The organism is Ruegeria sp. AG7 (assembly GCF_056541545.1).
The window spans coordinates 142,881-163,196 of record NZ_JBQFYP010000002.1; the positions used below are offsets into that span (position 1 = coordinate 142,881).

Annotated in this window: 21 protein-coding genes; 15 read left to right on the forward strand and 6 right to left on the reverse strand. The window is 57.5% G+C overall.

Features of this window, described 5'->3' with window-relative positions; translation table 11 throughout:
- Positions 1-297: 297 nt before the first annotated feature.
- From ACR0BF_RS03660 to rpoD, 4 genes are all read left to right on the forward strand, one after another.
- Entirely contained in the window at positions 298-1,728 is a 1,431-nt protein-coding gene (locus tag ACR0BF_RS03660; RefSeq protein ID WP_480476402.1) for a Glu/Leu/Phe/Val family dehydrogenase, read from the forward strand.
- A 119-nt stretch (positions 1,729-1,847) separates the two neighbouring features.
- Entirely contained in the window at positions 1,848-2,144 is a 297-nt protein-coding gene (locus ACR0BF_RS03665) for a hypothetical protein (RefSeq protein ID WP_480554631.1), read from the forward strand.
- Between the two features lie 80 nt (positions 2,145-2,224).
- A complete protein-coding gene (dnaG, locus tag ACR0BF_RS03670; protein ID WP_480624299.1) occupies positions 2,225-4,174 on the forward strand; it encodes a DNA primase in 1,950 nt (649 codons plus the stop codon).
- Positions 4,175-4,288: 114 nt separating this feature from the next.
- Positions 4,289-6,271, forward strand: coding sequence for an RNA polymerase sigma factor RpoD (gene rpoD, locus ACR0BF_RS03675; RefSeq protein WP_480476408.1), 1,983 nt, complete (start codon positions 4,289-4,291; stop codon positions 6,269-6,271).
- Between the two features lie 178 nt (positions 6,272-6,449).
- On the opposite strand, the gene ACR0BF_RS03680 is transcribed toward rpoD, so the two are convergent.
- On the reverse strand, positions 6,450-7,469 hold the full coding sequence (locus ACR0BF_RS03680) for a helix-turn-helix domain-containing protein (RefSeq protein ID WP_480516538.1): 1,020 nt from the start codon (positions 7,467-7,469) through the stop codon (positions 6,450-6,452).
- A 438-nt stretch (positions 7,470-7,907) separates the two neighbouring features.
- Here ACR0BF_RS03680 and ACR0BF_RS03685 point away from each other — a divergent pair, with 438 nt between their 5' ends.
- From ACR0BF_RS03685 to ribD, 6 genes are all read left to right on the forward strand, one after another.
- Positions 7,908-8,252, forward strand: a complete 345-nt coding sequence (locus ACR0BF_RS03685) for a thiol-disulfide oxidoreductase DCC family protein (RefSeq protein ID WP_480624396.1) — start codon at positions 7,908-7,910, stop codon at positions 8,250-8,252.
- 2 nt (positions 8,253-8,254) lie between these two features.
- A complete protein-coding gene (locus tag ACR0BF_RS03690) occupies positions 8,255-8,800 on the forward strand; it encodes a DUF4166 domain-containing protein (protein ID WP_480624300.1) in 546 nt (181 codons plus the stop codon).
- Between the two features lie 78 nt (positions 8,801-8,878).
- Positions 8,879-9,283 carry a hypothetical protein gene (locus ACR0BF_RS03695; protein ID WP_480476416.1) on the forward strand — a complete coding sequence of 135 codons (405 nt, stop codon included), beginning with the start codon at positions 8,879-8,881 and terminating at the stop codon, positions 9,281-9,283.
- A 21-nt stretch (positions 9,284-9,304) separates the two neighbouring features.
- Complete coding sequence (locus ACR0BF_RS03700) at positions 9,305-9,718, forward strand: secondary thiamine-phosphate synthase enzyme YjbQ (RefSeq protein ID WP_480476418.1); 414 nt, start codon at positions 9,305-9,307, stop codon at positions 9,716-9,718.
- Between the two features lie 120 nt (positions 9,719-9,838).
- On the forward strand, positions 9,839-10,309 hold the full coding sequence (gene nrdR, locus ACR0BF_RS03705; protein WP_267367325.1) for a transcriptional regulator NrdR: 471 nt from the start codon (positions 9,839-9,841) through the stop codon (positions 10,307-10,309).
- Entirely contained in the window at positions 10,306-11,406 is a 1,101-nt protein-coding gene (gene ribD, locus ACR0BF_RS03710; protein WP_480604110.1) for a bifunctional diaminohydroxyphosphoribosylaminopyrimidine deaminase/5-amino-6-(5-phosphoribosylamino)uracil reductase RibD, read from the forward strand. Before nrdR ends, ribD begins: the two co-directional genes overlap by 4 nt.
- Positions 11,407-11,408: 2 nt before the next feature.
- Here ribD and ACR0BF_RS03715 read toward each other — a convergent pair whose 3' ends face one another.
- The 3 genes from ACR0BF_RS03715 to ACR0BF_RS03725 all read right to left on the reverse strand — a co-directional run bounded on the left by ACR0BF_RS03715 (position 11,409) and on the right by ACR0BF_RS03725 (position 15,925).
- Positions 11,409-13,409 carry a capsular polysaccharide biosynthesis protein gene (locus ACR0BF_RS03715; RefSeq protein ID WP_480624301.1) on the reverse strand — a complete coding sequence of 667 codons (2,001 nt, stop codon included), beginning with the start codon at positions 13,407-13,409 and terminating at the stop codon, positions 11,409-11,411.
- A gap of 3 nt (positions 13,410-13,412) precedes the next feature.
- A complete protein-coding gene (locus ACR0BF_RS03720) occupies positions 13,413-14,546 on the reverse strand; it encodes a polysaccharide biosynthesis/export family protein (protein WP_480622381.1) in 1,134 nt (377 codons plus the stop codon).
- A gap of 80 nt (positions 14,547-14,626) precedes the next feature.
- On the reverse strand, positions 14,627-15,925 hold the full coding sequence (locus ACR0BF_RS03725) for a capsule biosynthesis protein (RefSeq protein ID WP_480516553.1): 1,299 nt from the start codon (positions 15,923-15,925) through the stop codon (positions 14,627-14,629).
- 141 nt (positions 15,926-16,066) lie between these two features.
- Here ACR0BF_RS03725 and ACR0BF_RS03730 point away from each other — a divergent pair, with 141 nt between their 5' ends.
- The 5 genes from ACR0BF_RS03730 to ACR0BF_RS03750 all read left to right on the forward strand — a co-directional run bounded on the left by ACR0BF_RS03730 (position 16,067) and on the right by ACR0BF_RS03750 (position 19,278).
- Positions 16,067-16,654 carry a riboflavin synthase gene (locus ACR0BF_RS03730; RefSeq protein ID WP_480476428.1) on the forward strand — a complete coding sequence of 196 codons (588 nt, stop codon included), beginning with the start codon at positions 16,067-16,069 and terminating at the stop codon, positions 16,652-16,654.
- Positions 16,655-16,758: 104 nt separating this feature from the next.
- A complete protein-coding gene (gene ribB / locus ACR0BF_RS03735) occupies positions 16,759-17,880 on the forward strand; it encodes a 3,4-dihydroxy-2-butanone-4-phosphate synthase (protein WP_209504308.1) in 1,122 nt (373 codons plus the stop codon).
- 2 nt (positions 17,881-17,882) lie between these two features.
- Positions 17,883-18,434 (forward strand): 6,7-dimethyl-8-ribityllumazine synthase, encoded by a 552-nt coding sequence (locus ACR0BF_RS03740; protein WP_480493476.1) that lies wholly within the window; start codon positions 17,883-17,885, stop codon positions 18,432-18,434.
- Positions 18,431-18,913, forward strand: coding sequence for a transcription antitermination factor NusB (nusB, locus tag ACR0BF_RS03745; protein ID WP_209504306.1), 483 nt, complete (start codon positions 18,431-18,433; stop codon positions 18,911-18,913). The genes ACR0BF_RS03740 and nusB overlap by 4 nt, the downstream gene beginning before the upstream one ends.
- A 59-nt stretch (positions 18,914-18,972) precedes the next feature.
- On the forward strand, positions 18,973-19,278 hold the full coding sequence (locus tag ACR0BF_RS03750) for a hypothetical protein (RefSeq protein WP_480604117.1): 306 nt from the start codon (positions 18,973-18,975) through the stop codon (positions 19,276-19,278).
- A gap of 214 nt (positions 19,279-19,492) precedes the next feature.
- Here ACR0BF_RS03750 and ACR0BF_RS03755 read toward each other — a convergent pair whose 3' ends face one another.
- Both ACR0BF_RS03755 and ACR0BF_RS03760 read right to left on the reverse strand, forming a co-directional pair.
- Entirely contained in the window at positions 19,493-19,918 is a 426-nt protein-coding gene (locus ACR0BF_RS03755) for an SRPBCC family protein (RefSeq protein WP_480624302.1), read from the reverse strand.
- Complete coding sequence (locus tag ACR0BF_RS03760) at positions 19,915-20,235, reverse strand: ArsR/SmtB family transcription factor (RefSeq protein ID WP_480476940.1); 321 nt, start codon at positions 20,233-20,235, stop codon at positions 19,915-19,917. The genes ACR0BF_RS03755 and ACR0BF_RS03760 overlap by 4 nt, the downstream gene beginning before the upstream one ends.
- Positions 20,236-20,316: the final 81 nt, after the last annotated feature.

Below are 20,316 nucleotides of genomic sequence, written 5' to 3' on the forward strand. Positions count from 1 at the left end.
AAGAAAAAGAGATTTGGGACAAAGTTAATTTTCAAACGTGGCGTGAATTGGGCGAAAAAGGCTTGGTTTTGGCCTTTTTACGCGCCCGAGGGGTATAATTCGGACCGTTTCAGGTGATCTGTCGATGAAATGAAAACAATTCGTTAAGGAGTTGGCCGATCTGAGCGACTCACCCTAGGGCAACTAAGCATGCGTTCATAAAATGATTAAAAAAAGTGCATTGTTTGATTGCAGCATGCCGCCAGTGGTGCGACAAAACGTCGTGACGTATCGTCATGTACCGCTACGGAGGATTTTATGACCGGCATCAAAGAACCCAGCTTTCGTGAAAGTGTTGACCTGATGTTCAACAGGGCAGCCGCCCTTATGGAGCTGCCGCCGGGGTTGGAGCAAAAGATCCGTGTCTGCAACGCAACCTACACAGTTCGATTTGGTGTTCGGTTGCGTGGTGAAATTCATACCTTCACCGGCTACAGATCTGTCCACTCGGAACATATGGAGCCGGTCAAGGGCGGTATTCGATATGCCACCGCAGTGAATCAGGACGAAGTCGAAGCCCTGGCTGCGCTGATGACGTATAAGTGCGCGCTTGTTGAAACGCCGTTTGGTGGCTCCAAGGGGGGGCTTTGCATTGATCCACGAGAATATGAAGAGCATGAGCTGGAACAGATCACGCGGCGATTTGCGTATGAGCTTGCAAAGCGAGACCTGATAAACCCATCGCAAAACGTGCCTGCGCCCGATATGGGCACCGGCGAACGTGAGATGGCCTGGATCGCCGACCAATACGCGCGGATGAACACAACGGATATCAACGCGCGCGCCTGCGTCACCGGCAAGCCCTTGAATGCGGGCGGCATTGCCGGGCGGGTCGAGGCGACCGGACGTGGCATCCAATATGCGCTGCGCGAGTTTTTCCGCCACCCTGAAGACATTCAAAAAGCAGGTTTGTCGGGCAAACTGGATGGTAAGCGCATTATCGTGCAGGGGCTTGGCAATGTAGGTTATCACGCAGCCAAGTTCCTGAGCGAGGAAGATGGCGCGCGCATCACCGGAATCATCGAATGGGACGGTGCACTATTTAATCCCGACGGCATTGACGTCGAAGCCGTGCGGCAGTGGATTGTCAAACACGGCGGCGTAAAAGACTATCCCGATGCGACCCATTCCGCTGAAAGTGCAGCAGTGATGGAGGCCGAATGCGACATTCTGATCCCGGCGGCTTTGGAGGGTGTTATTAACCTGTCGAACGCCGATCGGATCAAGGCGCCGCTGATTATCGAAGCTGCCAATGGTCCGGTTACCGCTGGCGCGGATGAAGTCCTGCGCAAGAAAGGCACAGTGATCATCCCCGACATGTATGCAAATGCGGGCGGTGTGACGGTGTCTTATTTTGAATGGGTCAAGAACCTTAGCCATATCCGCTTTGGCCGGATGCAGCGTCGACAGGAAGAATCGCGTCATGAACTGATCGTCAGCGAGCTGGAAAGGCTGGACCGGTACCTGGGCGATGCATGGTCTATGTCGCCGGACTTTAAGGCCAAGTACCTCAAAGGCGCGGATGAGCTTGAGCTGGTGCGCTCGGGTCTCGATGACACAATGCGCATTGCTTATCAGTCGATGCGTGAGGTTTGGCACAGCCGTGATGATGTCGAGGACCTGCGCACGGCGGCTTATATCGTGGCGATTGACCGTGTTGCGAAAAGCTACCGCGCCAAAGGTCTCTGAATCAGACAGGCGGGGTGATCAATTCGCCCCGCCTGCATCGGCTGCGGCTTGAATGTCCATGACAGCCCGTTAGGTTGACGGGCAATCTACGTCAAAGAAACGAATCTCCGGAGAATTCCATGTTGCGTATCGCTTTTGTTGCGGCTCTGTTGGCCACCCCTTTGGCCGCTCAGGAAACCAAGGAGCAAAGCTGCAAGTATCAAGCAGATGTGGTGGCTGCGATTCAAAAGGCGCGACTGGACCGTGTAAACGAACGTGACGTTGTACAAGCGGTGGCGGATAGCGGCCCGACATGGCCCGAAAACTACAATGCTGCAATCCCGCTGATCACACCTTGGGTTTATGAGCAAAAGATGCGGGATGTGCGCAAGAAAGACCTGGGCGCGGCGTGGCTTGAACTGTGCCTGCAACAATAATCCACAACCCGGCAATTTCCCTGTGGACAACCGCGCGCCATCCCCTTGGCGCGCGTTCCTGTTTCTGTCAGGTTTGACTCATGTCATTGCCCCCCGGATTTCTGGACGAATTGCGCACGCGGCTCAGCCTGTCTCAGGTTGTCGGGCGCAAAGTCATGTGGGACCAACGCAAGTCCAATCCAGGCAAAGGGGATATGTGGGCGCCTTGCCCGTTCCATCATGAAAAGACGGCCTCGTTCCACGTGGATGACCAAAAGGGGTTTTACTACTGCTTTGGCTGCCACGCTAAAGGCGACGCGATCAGTTTTGTGAAAGAGACCGAGAATGTCTCGTTCATCGAAGCTGTCGAGATTCTGGCCCGCGAAGCCGGGATGCCGATGCCTGCGCGCGATCCGAAGGCGCAGGAAAAACAGGACCACCGAACACAGCTGGCTGATGTGATGGAGCAGGCAGCGCAGTTCTTCCGCCTGCAACTCAAGACCGGGGCAGGAGCCGCCGCACGAGACTACCTCGCGCGCCGCGGGTTGAACGCGCAAGCACTGGACCGGTGGGAGATTGGATTTGCCCCGGACGATTGGCAGGCGCTTTGGGACCATCTGCGCGGCAAGAACGTGGCCGAGGACCTGATCCTTGGGGCCGGGCTGGCCAAGCCCTCGAACAAGGGCAAAAAGCCTTATGATACCTTCCGCAACCGCATCATGTACCCGATCCGCGATCCACGCGGACGTTGTATCGCGTTTGGTGGGCGGGCGATGGACCCCAATGACAACGCGAAATATCTGAACTCGCCCGAGACCGAACTGTTCGACAAAGGACGCAGTCTTTACAATCAAGGCCCGGCACGACAGGCGGCAGGGAAGGGGCAGCCGCTGATCGTGGCCGAAGGCTATATGGACGTGATCGCGCTGGTCGAAGCCGGCTTTGGCGCGTCGGTTGCCCCTTTGGGAACGGCCATCACCGAACATCAATTGCAACTGCTGTGGCGGATATCGGACGAGCCGATCATTGCGCTGGACGGCGACACAGCAGGTCTGCGCGCGGCGATGCGGGCGGTTGATCTGGCTTTGCCGCTGCTCGAAGCTGGAAAGTCGCTGCGGTTTGCCCTGATGCCCGAGGGCAAAGACCCCGACGACCTGCTGCGCGTCGATGGGGCAGGCGCCGTGAAGGCCGTGCTGGATGGAGCCATTCCGATGGTCAAGCTGCTGTGGCAGCGCGAGACCGACGGCAAGGTGTTCGACAGCCCCGAACGCAAGGCGGCTTTGGACAAGTCCCTGCGCGAGAAAATCAAGCTTATCCGCGACCCATCGATCCGGGCGCATTATGGGCAAGAGATCAAGGACCTGCGCTGGCAATTGTTCCGCCCGCAACGGCAGCCGCAATCCCGGCAATGGCAACCGCGCGGCAAATGGGTGCCGCCAAAACAGCCCGCCACGCCCGGCGCGCGGTCCTCGTTTTTGGCCTCGGCCGAGAATGCCGAGATTCAACTGCGCGAAGCGGCCATTCTGGCTATTGCCGCGCTTAACCCCCAAGTCGTCGTGCAGTTCGAACACCAAATGGAAGAAATGGAATGCCGTGATCCCGATCATGCTGCATTGCGAACTGCAATCCTGCGCCACGCGATCGATGACCCGGACAATCTGAAGGACCACATTACCGAAACTTTAGGGCCCTCGGCCCTTGAAAACCTGCTGGCCCTTCGCCATGTCGCCGTAATCCCCTGTGTGTTCAAACCAGGCGACGTCGACAAGGCCGAGATGACACTGGCCGAAGAACTCGCGAAAATCAAAGCGCTCCGGGGGTTGGATGCTGAGATTGCCGAAGCCGCAGAGGAGTTGTCCGATCTGGCCGATGAGGCGCTGACATATCGGCTGGCGCAAGCGGCAGAAGAACGCAATCGGACAAGCCGAAGCCAGAATGAGGACAAGGCCATATTCGACATCGCCGACAACGGGGCGCGAATCAACCGCGACGAGAAAGACGCGTTCGAGGCGATTATGTCCGGCATCAAATTCGAGCGGAAACGCCGGTAAAATGGTGTTTTCGTAAGGCACTGGAAAAGAAAAACAGGTAAACGGGTGGTCGAATCACTTCTACGCGCTAATGATTCGGTTCAAACGAATCACCCATCCCTGCAGGAGCATTGAATGGCCGCCAAAGATACGACCGAAGATAGCAAATCCGACGAGCAGGAACAGGAAATCTCGCTGGACATGAGCCAGGCCAACGTCAAGAAGATGATCGCCGAGGCCCGCGAGAAAGGTTACATCACCTACGATCAGCTCAATCAGGTTTTGCCGCCTGATCAGGTCAGCTCGGAACAGATCGAAGACGTTATGTCGATGCTGTCCGAGATGGGCATCAACATCATCGAAGATGAAGAGGCCGAAGAGGAAGAGAACAAAGGCTCGACCGATCTGACAACCACCGAAAGCAACCGCGAGGTTGCGTTGGCAGGGGCCGCCACCGAAAAGCTGGACCGCACCGACGACCCTGTTCGCATGTATCTGCGCGAGATGGGTTCGGTTGAACTGCTCAGCCGTGAGGGCGAGATTGCCATCGCCAAGCGGATTGAAGCAGGGCGCAACACCATGATCGCAGGCCTGTGCGAAAGCCCGTTGACCTTCCAGGCGATCACCATCTGGCACGATGAATTGTTGTCCGAAGACATTCTGCTGCGGGATGTCATCGATCTGGAAACCACGTTCGGCAACCAGCTGGACGAAGACGGCGATGCGCCAGTCGTTGATGCGTCTGCCGTGCAGGCTGCAAAACCTGCAAGAGAGGCCGGGCCGGAACTGGATGCGGATGGCAACCCGATCACCAGCGACGACGATGATGACGAAGACGATCAGGTCAATATGTCGCTGGCCGCGATGGAAGCGGCATTGAAGGATCAGGTTCTGACCACTCTGGAACGGATCTCTACCGATTTCGCGATGCTGTCTGAAATGCAGGACAGCCGTATTTCGGCCACCCTGAACGAGGATGGCACGTTCAGCGAAGAGGACGAAGCGACTTATCAGAAGTTGCGGGCCGAGATTGTGCAACTGGTGAATGGTCTTCACCTGCACAACAACCGGATCGAAGCTTTGATCGATCAGCTTTACGGTATCAACCGTCGCGTTATGGCGCTGGACAGCTCGATGGTGAAGCTGGCCGATCAGGCGCGGATCAACCGTCGCGAGTTCATCGACGAATACCGCGGCCGCGAACTTGACCCGAACTGGCTGGCCGAGATGGCGGAAAAGCCGGGTCGGGGTTGGCAGATGTTCATCGAACGCTCGACCGCGAAGGTCGAAGAGCTGCGCAACGACATGGCTCAGGTCGGCCAGTATGTGGGTCTGGACATCAGCGAATTCCGCCGCATCGTTCAGCAGGTCCAGAAGGGCGAAAAAGAGGCGCGGCAGGCCAAGAAGGAAATGGTCGAAGCCAACCTGCGTCTGGTGATCTCGATCGCCAAGAAGTACACGAACCGCGGCCTGCAATTCCTTGATCTTATTCAGGAAGGTAATATCGGCCTGATGAAGGCGGTAGACAAGTTCGAATACCGCCGCGGCTATAAGTTCTCGACCTATGCAACGTGGTGGATTCGTCAGGCGATCACGCGTTCAATCGCGGATCAGGCGCGCACGATCCGCATTCCGGTTCACATGATCGAAACGATCAACAAGCTGGTCCGGACCGGCCGCCAGATGCTGCACGAGATCGGCCGCGAACCGACACCCGAGGAACTGGCCGAAAAGCTGCAAATGCCGCTTGAGAAGGTTCGCAAGGTGATGAAAATCGCCAAAGAGCCGATTTCGCTGGAAACGCCGATTGGTGACGAAGAAGACAGCCAGCTGGGTGATTTCATCGAGGACAAGAATGCCGTGCTTCCTCTGGACAGCGCCATTCAGGAAAACCTCAAGGAAACCACCACACGGGTTTTGGCATCGCTCACCCCGCGCGAAGAACGTGTGCTGCGGATGCGTTTCGGCATCGGTATGAACACCGACCACACGCTTGAAGAGGTGGGTCAGCAGTTCAGCGTGACCCGCGAACGTATTCGCCAGATCGAAGCGAAGGCGCTGCGTAAGCTGAAGCATCCCAGCCGATCCCGAAAGCTTCGGTCCTTCCTGGATCAATAATTTCCAAGGCGCCTCACCCGAGGCGCCTTTTTTCAATCAAGGCGCTCTTCACGATGGCCTGTTCTCCCATCACATTGGCGGGAACGCACAAGGCCCGGACCTCCTGTCCTTCTATATCCGTTCTGTCCACTCATGGGACGGGCCGGGGCGAGGTTTTTCAAGCTGATGACCCCCGGTCTCACGTCCGTATCGGGTGTGCCAATCGTGTCTTGAACGCGCTGGGCGGCTGGCCTGTCCAACGTTTGAAAGCGGTCGAAAATGCGGCCTGATCCGCATAGCCCAGCGAATAGGCGATTTCGGACAAGGGCATTTCATTCTTGATAAAGGTCTGCGCCAGGTCGCACCGCAGTTCGTCGACAACATCGCGATAGCTGGTGCCTTCATCCCTGAGGCGCCTGCTGAAGGTTCTAAGGCTCATCCCCAGATCAGCCGCGACGCTTTCGGCCTGCGGGATTGCGCCGGGCAGGGAACGGGTAACCAGCCCTTCGACCTTGGAGCGGGTCAGATGTTTGGGGGCGCCTCTCTCAGAAAGCAGGCGATCTGCATATCCCAGCAAGTGCTCTCTGAGTTGGGGGTCATATGTCGGCACAGGCAGGTCCAGCGCGGAAAGTGGCAGGATAATCTCGAGGTTCTCAGCCCCAAAGGTCACGGGAAAACCGGCAAGCTTCTCAAATCTTCGGGCGTGGTCGCCGACCCTGTGCTGAAACCGAATTTCTATCGGATAGAGATTGACTTGCGTCAGGTTCCGCATTCTGGCCAGGGTCGCAAATATCAGGAATTCGGTGCGTCTATGATACCGCGCAAATCCGGGGTCTTTCCACTCGGCTTCCAAGGTCGCAAAGTTACCCGCGACGCGCAGGTTAAGCGCGATGGCAGGGTCGATGATGCCGTGAAAGCGCGAGAGGTTCTCCATCACCTGTTTCAGATCGCGGGAATACTTGCTGATATAGGCGGTCACGGTCGAGGCTGACGTAACCTCAAGACCCGTGCGAGCCGCAAACGTGACGTCGTGGGTGGCGTCACATGCATAACGGATAAACAAAGCCTCGCTTTGTACGCTGTAGGTTGAGACCGGCGGCGCGATATCCTGAGGGCGCAGCCCTGCCATCTTCAGGACATTACAGGACATATCGCCATTTCCGGAATAGCGGTCCAGTGCCTGAACAAACAGATGAAGTCGGCCGATATCGACATCCATCGCGAAGCAGTACCTCAAATTTTCAAATACATAAGCGGACTATTACAGAATTCTCTTTCATGATCGACGGTGCTGACAAGTCGATTTCACACAGAAACAAGCCATCGGTGGCAAATTCTCGAAATTTATTGACCGGTATGGACAAGCGTCGCCATGTGCAACGAACCAATTCAGCAATGTTGCCGGGTCCAGACCTTTATGGGGATGAGGTCAGAGCCTCGGGGAAATCACCAGCCTCTGGTCAAGGCTCCCCGGCACGCCCCCATACCTTTCGTACATGTCGCATTGCTTCGCTCAGGTGGTTTTGTCAGGCTGGCTTTAAGTCAAAAATACCGGTGAAAAACCTTGCAAGATGTTTTTGAGAATACAGGGGTTTATGACCAAAACCTGATTGTGTTTGACGGCGAATGCGTGCTGTGTTCGGGGTTTTTCCAGTTTATGCTGAAACGTGACCGGCGCCATGTTTTCCAATTTGCCACGGCGCAGTCCCCGCTTGGGCAAAAACTGTATCGAGATCTCGGCCTTCCCACACAGGATTTTCAAACCAATCTGGTGGTCGTGGATGGCGCTGTTTTTCAGCATCTGGATGCATTTTCTGAGGCGATGCGACAGTTGCGCGCTCCGTGGTCGCTTTTATCAATATGCCGGTTTCTGCCTCGGCCCATCAAGGATCCGGCCTATCGCTTGATCGCACGAAACAGATACGCGTTCTTTGGTCGTTCCAAGACATGTCTGGTTCCCGGTCCCTATATCAGGGCTCGTTTTGCCGAATACGGGTACTAGCGATGGGCGATCCCTTTCTTAAGGCGATAGGATCGATCGAAAGGTTGCCAAAGGCGGTTCGAGTTTTGCACATGAGCGAGGGCTGCTTTGCGGGACGCTGCGACATCGAACGTGGCAAAGGGCTATGGGTTGCCCTTGCAACTCGTCTGGCCGGATTTCCGCGAAGCGGCAAAGACGTCCCCGTTTCCCTGCAAATTGGTGCAAATGGCGAATTCTGGTCATGGGACCGGAATTTCGCGGGCCACAAAACCCGATCAACTCTGAAATATGATACGAAAAGAGAGTGTGTTCGGGAATCTTTCGGCTCGATCTCAATCTGGTTAAAGCCCATTTGGCGGGAAAACGGAATGCACATCAAAATCCTCCGCCTGACCGTGTTTGGCATTCCGATGCCAGCTTTTACCTTGCCGCGATCAAGAACGCGCGAATGGCAGGACAAAGCGGGGCGCTTTCGGTTTGATGTGTCTGCGGACGCGCCGGGACTGGGAATGTTGATCAGGTATCAGGGATGGCTCACGCCGGTTCACGTATCGCACGAGACAGATTAAACAGAACGTGAGCGACCCTGTGCCGACGAAGCTAATGGCCTAACCTTTTTGACACACACAATCAGGGAAGTAATGACAATGAAACATACACGGACATTTGCCGCGATTGCCGCCCTGGCGTTCAGCATTCCCATGGCTGCTGACGCAGCGCCGCACGGGTACCGGACCGAGCCGATAAACGCCACTGACTTCGAGGTTATTCCGCGCGGCGACCAGCGTACCGAAGGATACTGGTGCGCGGCAGCGGATTATGCACGGCGTACTTTGGGCGCGGGCTGGCGCGATCCGATCTACGTGTTGCGCGGGTATGGGCCAAGCGTCACCACAGGGCGTAAAACAGCGGTTCAGTTTTCGATCAAGCCGCCACAGAATGTCGGTGCGCAGCCAAGCAGCTTTGTTTCGGTTGGTTTTCAGCCGGGGTACAGCATGTCTGTACAAGGCGCGAATGCCAGGTGTAACTATCGACCGTTCTTTAACGACTGACAAAACGGCGAGACACCGTGAATGCAGACTGAATTTGTAATACAGACCCAAGGTTCAGGTCTTTACGAGTTCACGGCCGAGTTGACGCATTGGCTGGGGCAGGTGGCGACGGATGGCTTACTGACGCTTTTCGTTCGCCACACCTCCTGTTCGTTGCTTATTCAGGAAAACGCGGATCCCGAAGTTCAAACCGACCTTCGGGCGTTCTTCGAAAGGCTGGTGCCGCCATCCAATCACCCGTCAATGTCGTATCTAAGGCATACTTATGAAGGCCCCGATGACATGCCCGCGCATATAAAAGCTGCGCTGTTGCCTGTATCCTTGTCGATACCTGTGTCGCAGGGTCGCCCATGCCTTGGAACATGGCAGGGGATATATCTGTTTGAACACCGCACGGCACCACACCAGAGACGGATTGCAGCGCACCTGGCCTGACCCTTTATCTAGCGGTTGAAATTTCCGACTACCCAAATCCTAGTTGCTGCCCTATAGTTGTGGATAAGTAAGTCGCAGCGCTTACAAAAAGAGGCGGAACAAGGGACGAGGAGACGGCGGATGCGCTGCCCGTTTTGCGGAAATATCGATACTCAGGTAAAAGATTCACGTCCGGCAGAGGATCACGTGGCAATCCGCCGACGCCGGTTCTGCCCGGCCTGTGGCGGGCGGTTCACGACCTATGAACGTGTGCAACTGCGTGATTTGGTTGTCATAAAGACCAATGGGAAGCGCGAGGACTTCGACCGCGACAAACTGGAACGTTCGATCCGTATCTCGATGCAGAAACGGCCAGTTGATCCTGAACGGATCGATCAGATGATATCGGGTATCGTACGTCGGCTGGAAAGCATGGGCGATACGGATATCCCGTCCCACAAGATCGGCGAGATCGTCATGGAAGCTCTGGCGCGGATCGATACCGTCGCTTATGTTCGCTTTGCGAGTGTGTACAAGAATTTCCAGGCGGCCGATGATTTTGAGGAGTTTGTCCACGAACTGCGCCCGCCGCAGCCACCGACGGACGAGTGAGCGAAACAGATAAGCGATTCATGGCGCTGGCCCTGTCACTGGGGCGGCGCGGTCAGGGGATGTGCTGGCCAAACCCTGCAGTGGGTTGTGTTATCGTGCGCAAAGGCCGGATTGTCGGGCGCGGTTGGACCCAGCCGGGCGGTCGCCCCCATGCCGAGACCGAGGCTTTGGCGCAAGCCGGGCAGGCCGCGCACGGTGCGACCGCCTATGTAACTTTGGAACCCTGCGCCCATCACGGCAAGACACCCCCCTGTGCCGAGGCTTTGATTGCTGCGAGTGTCGCCCGTGTCGTGGCCGCCGTGGAAGACAGTGATCCGCGCGTCGCAGGGCAGGGCTTTGCCAAGTTGCGCGAGGCCGGAATTAAGGTCGTAACCGGTGTCCTCGCAGAGCAGGCGGAACGTGATCTGGAAGGCTTCTTCCTTAAGACGGAACAAGGCCGACCTTTCGTGACCCTCAAGCTAGCCAGCAGTTTTGATGGGCGGATCGCAACCTCGACCGGACACAGCCAATGGATCACCGGGCCACAGGCGCGTCGTGTCGTCCATGCCATGCGTGCGCGTCACGATGCGGTGATGGTCGGAGCGGGTACCGCGCGGGCCGACGATCCGTCACTGACGGTTCGGGATCTTGGCGTTGAACATCAACCGGTGCGCGTTGTCGTTTCGCGCCATATGGACATATCCCTGATGGGACATTTGGCCCGCACGGCATCAAAGACACCTGTCTGGCTCTGCCATGCGCATCACCCGGACGCCGAGCGCGCGAAAGCCTGGGAAGGACTGGGCGCAAGGCTGATCCCCTGCGCGTTGAAAGATCATCAGATTGACGCGGTCGATCTGCTCCATCAATTGGGGCAAGCCGGTCTGACCAGCGTCTTCTGCGAAGGGGGGGCGGCGCTGGCGGCGTCACTGCTGGCCGAGGATCTGGTGGATGAACTGGTCGGATTTACTGCCGGATTGACCATCGGAGCCGAGGGGCTGGCGGCAGTTGGAACATTGGGGTTAACGACGCTGGACGCGGCGCCAAGATTCGAGCTGATGGAAACCAATAGGGTGGGTGGGGATATCCTGCACCGTTGGCGCAGGGCGTCTGACTAGGTTTAGCGCCACAAGTGCGCATGTGTCGCAAACACGCCCTGAAGTTTTGACAGAACACGATTGAAGGGACCGGTCGGGGCACAAGTGCCCTGCGCCAGACGTTCAACGGCAACCTCGACGGGGCAGGGTTGCCCCGTGACCGGGTCGAAATAGCGAGGATAATCAATAAGGGTGGCATGGACGAGGCCCATCAACGTCGGTCGCGCACCACGCCGGGCAGGAACAGCCCCCAGATCCGTGGTCAGCCCCCAACCCGCATAAAAAGGCGCGCCCAGAGTTGTAACCTTCACGCCGCGCAGCAAAGCTTCGAACCCCAGAAGCGACGTCATGGTCCATACTTCCTGCACGTGCAGCAACAATGATGCGGGGTCTGTTTGGGTTGCAACGATGTCGGCAATTGCCTCGGCATCGATCCTGCCTTCGCGCAAACCCGCTTCGACATCGGGGTGGGGTTTGTAAATCAGGATCGCGTCGGGATTGGCGTCGCGCGCAGCTTTCAGCAGGTCCAGATTGTTGCGAACCGCGCTGGTACCCAACAGGATTGAGGCATCGTCCTCGACCTGTCCGGGCACAAGAATACGATGGCCTTCGGGCAGGGGGCTGGCGGGATTGCCGGTATTGTATTTGCTCAAGCCTGCGGCCAAGAGGTTCTCGATAAGACGCTCTGCGCGCAGGTCCTGATCCGGCCTCAACGTTTCACGCAAAGTGATCAACTCTTCCAACTGGCTGGGTTTTGTCGGGTCGTAATAGATACCGAATTCGTCCGTCACCAGCGACAGTGGCGGGACCAGTGCCGCCCCAAGTCCGCGTGAACGCAAGAACCCGTCTTCGACCCGAACCGCCCCTTCGGTGTTTCTTGCCTGGCTGGCCCAGACCATGTGGGGGTGGTCCGGTGTGCCGGGTTGAGATGCCGTAAAGCGCAGCTTTCCATGTTGTCCGAAGAACTGTTGCAGATGCCTGCGTTTCCACAAGCGCATCCCGGATGCCGTCCAGCCGTTCTTGTCCTGTCGCCAAACGCGGGTCTGTGCCTCTAACGTGTCCAGCACCGTTTCCAGCTCGCACAGCTGATCGCGATAGGGATCGTACCAAGTCGGGTAAAGCAGCATGGCGGCCGCGAACAATTGTGCCCGTGTCAGGCTGCGCTGACGACGCGGAACGGGGCGGTCATCCTGCGTCAGGCCCCATCCTGCATAGAAAGGTTGGCCGAAAACACGCGGTTTGTGGCCAGCCAGAATTGCCTCAAACCCCAGTTGCGAGGACACGGTGTAGACTGCGACAGCCCCTTCAAGCAACGGCCATGGGCTGATCGGGTCGCTGAACTGCGATATCCGGTCTGACAGGTCCTGATTGGTAAAATGCCCCTGACGGTGACCAGCCAGTGTTTCAGGATGCGTCTTGATCAGGATACGCGCGCCGGGGTTTTCCTCCTGCGCCAAGACAAGCATTTCAAGAAACCGGGCGCGGTCCGCTCTGCTTGCTGTTACCGACGCATCGCCGGCCGTCTGATCAATCACCAGAACATAACCCGGATCGGGTGGGTCAAGATCGAGATCGAAGGCGGAGTACTTGCTGAGGTTAAGCTCCCTGATCCGCGTGATCGCGGCGCGGGCACGGTTCAGCAGGGCCGTGTCATCCAGGGGGTGCGTGGCCAGCATTGTTTCAAGCTCAGACGGCGTGGCGGCATCGAAATGCAGGCCGGAACGATCCAGTAACAGCCCCAAAGGGGGCTCGCCATTCCGGCCCGGGTGCAGAGATCTGAGAAAGGCGTCCTCGACCCGCAGAACCGGGGCAGCGTGTTTTTCGGCGATCTTAAGGCCGCGATGTGCTGTCGGGCTGTTACCCCAGACGCCTACGCAATCGCCGTCTTTGGGATATCCCAGACGAATGTCGTAACCCGAAAGCGACAGGATTCGTCTCAGACGTTTCTGGGTCAGAAAGCCGCCGTTATAGACGAACAGCCGATTTTGCCCGCTCCCGGCTGACGTGTCGGGATCGGGCCTCATGCATCAATTGCCGGTTAGGGTGGCAACGTTTGCAACGGGTGTCAGACCGCCTGCGATAAGTGAGATCGATTTGCTCCATTGTGCATAGGGCGCTTCGGTCACGTAGATCGTATCATCGTCCCGGATCACGAAATCGCGTGCAATGAACAGGCCGTTGGGGGCTGTCAGGTTCAGCAGGTAGATCATGCGCTGATCCCCTTTGAGGTCGGCGCGTCCGGTGATACTGCGGGCGACATCCTGACGTTCCTTGCGCAGGATAAAGATACCCGTTGGATCTGAGGACAGCGTCAGCAGACCACCGACCTGTGCCAAGGCTTCCAGTGCCGACAGGTCCTGGCTTTCAAATGCCACGCGCGACTGGCCCCCGGTTGCGCCAAGGGCGATATACGATCTGCTGTCCTCTTCCACCAGAATGCGGTCGCCACCGCGCAGGGCGACGTCCAGCTTGGGGTTGCGAAACAGGTCCTCGTACCAGACGGTACCCTTCTGATCGCCCCGGATCAGGGTCACCAGCGCGATGTCAGACGCGACCGAGACTCCGCCTGCCTGGGACAACATACCAAGCAGCGACCGGGTTGGCCGTTCAATCGGATAAATGCCCGGCGCGGCAACCGTGCCCGTCAGCGAGACGGTGGACCCGTCACCAGCGACGCGCCGCACTTCGACCTGCGGGTCCGGCGTTTGCTCCTGAAGCTTGTCTGTGATCAGAACGCGCAGCTGTTCCGGCGTGTTTCCCGCAGCCCGAATCCGGCCTGCATAGGGAACAAAGATAAATCCATCGCTGTCGACCTGAACCTCATTCAACGCGGTTGCAAGACCGGTTTCGCCGGACAGAAGGCCATCGTCGACGTTTTCCCAGATGGTCAGCCCCAGCACGTCGCCAGGGCGGACGGTATCCGCGGTCAATGTCTGGGCACTGCTAAAGGAGGAAGAAAAACCATACTGAGGAATAGCGGATGTCGCGCGTGTGACGTTGTCATCAACTTCAACGACAAATGCGTTGCCCCCTTTTTGAACTGAACCGGCCAGAATTTCGGATTTGTTCGGTCCGGATTTTGGCAGCTGGCACGCGGCCAGCAGGCCAATTGCAGCCACAAAGGACACGCCCCGAATCCATCGCCTAGGAGAGACTTTCACCGCCCGATATCCTCAGTCTTTTGTAGTTGCGTGCAGATTAGCTGGTAAGTTGCTTAACTTCCAGTCACACACCACCCGTTTCATTCGACGACTTTCAACTGTGTCGTTCGCGCCTCGTTCGTATTCAGAACCGATTGGTAGGGATCGTTGGTGTCCAAAAGCATATCCACGGCGCGGCGCAGCAGCTGACGGCGCCCTCGTCTTGAATAGAACCCGCCGGGTACCTGACTGGTTTCCAGAAGAAATTGCCGATAACAGCGATAGGCTTCGGAATCGGGGCGGCAAGGATCGGCAAAAAACGCCGCGATCGGCTGCTGCGAGACGAAATCGGGTTTGTCATAAACCGAACGCCCGAAAATGCGCAATGGAATGCCCCGCCACAGGACCTGCTGTCCGGCGGTGGAATTCACGGTGACGGCCGAATTCGCCTCATCCAGCAATCTGGCCAGCTTGCCGCCCGGCACATAATGAACCCGGTCGTCGATGCCGTGTTTTCTGGCAATCTCGCGAGCCCGGCGTCGCAACGGTTCGCGATGGTTTTCCAGGGGGTGTTCCTTTACCACCAGCCTGTGATGGGTCGGCGCGCCTTGCGCAAATCCTTCGATTGCCAGCTCAAGAAATTCACACATGCCCGAAAAGCTGGAATGAGCCTTCACCGAGCTGTCATGCCCAAGCTGCAACAGAACGAGGTGGTAGGGGTATCCGCCCCATCTGACCCGCGCCGTCGCCACACTTCGCTGAAGACGATGAAAAGGCATCAAGAACAGGCGCTTGAGGTACAATCTGAATTCTTGCGAGACAGGTAATTCCCTGTGCGGTTGAAAGTTTCGGTAGCGGCTGTTCAGAGTCATCACGAACCAATGATAAAGGGCGCCATAGAAGATATGATGCCGCATGTCTCCCCAATGCGACGGGGGCGGCGGCGCCTTTCGGTCGGACAGGGCCATGGCCTGACGCATCTGCTGAACGTCCAGCGTCATCAGCCGGGAATTTCCATTTGACCCGTCCCGCTCATAGGTCACCCACCAGGGGCGCAGATACCCCTCCTCGAATACATGTACGGTAACTCCGCAAGACCGTGCGATTTCGACCGCACGCGCATGTATGGGTCTGGTGTCGCCATATAGTACAATGTCCGTAACAGCTTTTTCAGCGATTAAAGAGGACAGTGTTGCGGGCCAGTTTTCCGGTTTGTCCTGAAACGGGATGTAACTTGCTTTGTCAAACCAGAACGCCTGATCGCCTGCATTGAATCCAACTCGCCAGACCCGAGCCCCCGTCGCGCGCAACATACGCCCCAAGGCCGGGAAAAAAGGTCCGTGCGGGCCCTGAAGGAACAGGAAGACCCGATCATGAGACCTTAAAGGCGGGTGCTGCATCCGAACTGCTCGTATTGTTGTTGTTGCCAAAACTATGCCCGTTTGGTCGGTGTACGGCAAGGCAGGGCTTGCCCGCGCGGCCCGTTGGCCTTACCTCGACGGTGATAGTCAGGCACAGGTTAGAGACTGAGGGTTAACGGAATGTTTACAGGGATCGTCACCGACATGGGCACCGTCGCCGAGCTGGAGCAGCAGGGTGACCTGCGCGCGCGGATCAAGACCGCCTATGACACTGCGGGCATCGATATCGGGGCCTCGATTGCCAGTGACGGTGTGTGTCTGACCGTGATCGCGCTGGGCGACGATTGGTATGATGTCCAGATCAGCGCGGAAACCGTCTCGAAAACCAATCTCGACACATGGACTGTCGGCAAGCGTGTCAATCTGGAACGTGCCCTGAAGGTTGGTGACGAACTGGGCGGTCATATCGTCTCGGGCCATGTGGATGGCGTAGCCGAGGTGATCGCGATCAAGGAAGACGGCGACAGCACCCGCGTCACCCTGCGCGCACCAAAGGATCTTGCACGGTTCATTGCGCCCAAAGGGTCGGTGGCACTGAATGGCACATCCCTGACGGTCAATGACGTGACAGATTGCGATTTCGGCATCAACTTCATCCCACACACCAAAGAGGTCACCACCTGGGGTGACGTGCAGGTCGGTGACCGGGTCAATCTTGAGATCGATACGCTGGCCCGTTATGTGTCGCGTCTGGCCGAGATGTCCTGATACGATACGTCGCGTCGGAGCAGACCTGCGCCGTTTGTGGACTGGTCTTTGTGCCCTCAGTGGTCTATTCCGCCGTTCAAACATGCCATGCGAAAGGCTGCCCAATGAGCTTTGAGACACCCGGCCCGGTCGAGGCCCGGCTGCGCGACGCGATCAGCCCGATCGAAGACATTATTGAAGAGGCGCGTGCGGGCCGGATGTATATTCTGGTCGACCACGAGGATCGCGAAAACGAGGGCGATCTGGTGATTGCTGCCGAGTTCGCCGATGCCGAGGCCATTAACTTTATGGCCACCCATGGCCGTGGCCTTATCTGTCTGCCGATGACAGCGGAACGTGTCGAAGCGCTTGGGTTGCCGATGATGGCAGTGAACAACTCGTCCCGGCACGAAACCGCATTCACCGTGTCCATCGAAGCGCGCGAAGGGGTCAGTACCGGGATCTCTGCCGCCGACCGTGCGCTGACCGTGGCAACTGCGATCAACGAGCAGAACACGATGGCCCATATCGCAACGCCCGGCCACGTCTTCCCCTTGCGCGCCAAGCGGGGCGGGGTGCTGGTGCGTGCCGGTCATACCGAGGCTGCCGTTGATATCTCGCGTCTGGCCGGTCTGAACCCCTCGGGCGTGATCTGCGAGATTATGAAACCCGACGGCACCATGGCGCGTCTGCCCGATCTGGTTGAGTTTGCGCAAGAGCACAACATGAAGATCGGCACGATCAGTGACCTGATTGCCTACCGGTCGCGCAACGACAATCTGGTGGTTGAAACCTCGCGTCAGATGGTGACGTCAGAATATGGCGGCGAGTGGGAGATGCGGCTGTTCACCGATCAGACCCATGGCATCGAACATGTGGTCATGATCAAGGGCGACATCACCACACCCGAACCGGTGTTGACCCGCACCCATGCTCTGCACGAGGCCCCCGATATTCTGGGTCTTGGTCCGAAATCCTCGCGCGAACTGCCGCGCGCCATGGAAAAGATTGCTGAAGAAGGACGGGGCGTGGTCTGCCTGTTCCGTCAACCGCGCAACTCGCTATACGCTACGGGTGACGAGGGGCCGCGCACCATCAAACAAACCGGCCTGGGGGCGCAGATCCTGTCCAAGATGGGAATTCAGGAACTGGTTCTGCTGACCGACTCGCCGCAAACCGTATATCTGGGGCTTGACGCGTTTGGCCTGTCCATCGTCGGCACCCGTTCGATTCTGAAGGAAGACTGATCATGGCTGCTCAAGACGAACATGGCGTTCTGCCGACACCGACATTTGACAAGCCAGTCAAGCTGCTGATCGTGGCGGCGCCGTTTTATCGTGCGATTGCCGATAACCTGATCGAGGGCGCGAAGGCCGAAATCGAAGCCGCGGGTGGCACCTGCGAAGTGGTCGAGGTGCCCGGCGCGCTGGAAATCCCAACCGCCATCGCTATGGCCGACCGTCAATGCAACTTTGACGGCTATGTCGCGCTGGGCTGCGTCATTCGCGGTGAGACCACGCATTACGAAACCGTTTGCAACGACTCCAGCCGGGCCATCCAGTTGATGGGCCTGCAGGGCCTGTGCATCGGTAACGGCATTCTGACCGTAGAAAATGACGCGCAGGCCGAAGTCCGCGCGAACCCCAAAAAGATGAATAAAGGGGGTGGGGCTGCTGCTGCGGCCTTGCATCTGATCGCGCTCAGCCGTAAGTGGGGCTCTTCCAAAAAGGGCGTTGGTTTCAAGCCGCCGTCCGAGTCCATCCTTGTGGCGGGCGACAGCAACGGACCCTCGACAGCATGACCAAGACAGACGCGCCGAAACCGGCCAACCAGAAACGCCTGATGAAATCCGCCGCCCGGCTTTATGCCGTGCAGGCGCTGTTCCAGATGGAACAGTCCGGGCAAACGACCGAAGCTGTCGTGAACGAGTTTCTGGATCACCGGTTTGGCGCCGTCTATGAGGGCGAGGAGATGCTGGACGGCGATATCTCGGTTTTCAGGTCCCTGGTTGACAATGCGGTGAACTATCAGGCGGCCATCGACCAGATGACTGACCGTGCGTTGGTGGCCAAATGGCCGATCGCGCGCATCGATCCGACCCTTCGTGCGGTGTTCCGTGCCGCAGGTGCCGAGCTGACCCAAAGCGACACGCCGCCAAAGGTTGTCATCACCGAATTCGTCGATGTGGCGCGTGCGTTTTTCCCGGAAGGCAAAGAGCCGAAATTCGTCAACGCTGTGCTGGATCACATGGCGCGCGAGGCACAGCCCGAGGCATTCTGACGCCTTTACGAGAACCAGATATGCGCTAACTTGAATGTCATAGCGCAAAGAGGTTCGCCATGCCCAAACTGATCCGCCTTTATATCGCGCAAGTTGCCTGGGGCTTTGTCATTTCGGCTGTGTTTGTCGGCGTTCTGTTGGCGCTGAATGTCGCAAACCTCCGCCATCTGATAACCAGTTCGGAAATCGGCTTTATCGCTTTGGTGATGATCTGGTTCATGAACGGCATTGTCTTTGCCGGTGTCCAGTTCGCCTACAAGATCATGAGCATGGCAGAAAAGCCGCAAGGCCCGCGCCGGGGGACACCTGTTGTACACAGCTTTGAACCGGCGGTTGCAAAGCAGGAAGCCCGCGCAGGGCGCTGAACTTCCGTGGAAAATGTGGCGGGACCACCAAACAACCGTGTGGTTTGATTCCCGAGGACCTGTATATACAGGTGGGCGCCAGGTAATCAGGCCAGGACCTGAACAGAGCCAGCCCCCTCGGAATTGCTTAAGGCCACCAGAATGCTACCTTTCACAAGAAGGGCAGAACCCGCCACGCGCTTAAGTAGGGCGTATGACGGGTTCGCACAAGGGGTCAGGCATCAACAGTTTCGTGCAATACCGTGCGCATCTTGCCAAAGTGCTCGTCCCAACCCTTGTCCAGCGCCAGGATCAGGCCAAAGGCATCGGCCCCCTGCGGCAGGCCTTCATGCCGCAGGTCAAGGCGCGTCCCGCCTGCGACGGGTTCCAGGGTCCACTTGACTACGCTCACCGCGTCGCCCATCGGTTTTACGGTGAACGTGTATTCCAGATATTTGGGAGGGTTGGCAACGCGAACCTCACCCCAGATCAACAGGTCGCCGCTTGTTGTGCCAAACATCTCCAGCTTTTGACCGGCAGACAGAGTATGTTGAGGTTTGTGGAACCATTCCGCCAGACGATCCGGGTCTGTAAGATAAGCCCAAACCGTTTCCGGCTCGGCCCTCAGAAAGATCGATTTATTCAGAACTGCATCGGTCATTTCGATTTCCTTTCAACAGCTTCCTTGAGAGAGTTGAGGCGATCGTCCCAGAACTGGTCAAAATATCTGAGCCAGTCCAGAACGGGGGCCATCCCCTGTGGTTCAAGACGGTTAATGCGTTCGCGGCCGCGGGTTTCAACGGTGATCAAGCCGCCGTCGGATAGCACGGTCAGATGTTTTTTGACCGCGGCCCGGGTCATGTCGAACCGGTCTGTCAACTGCCCGATGGTCATGTCTTGAGACGAGAGCAATTGCACAATGTCCCTACGTGTGGGATCGGCCAGCGCACGAAACGCGTTTTGAGTTCGGTTATCCATAAGCAACCCCAGAAGAGATACCATTTGGTATCATATTAATGCGACACCCAAAGGTATCATGTCAAGTACGACGCAGCACTT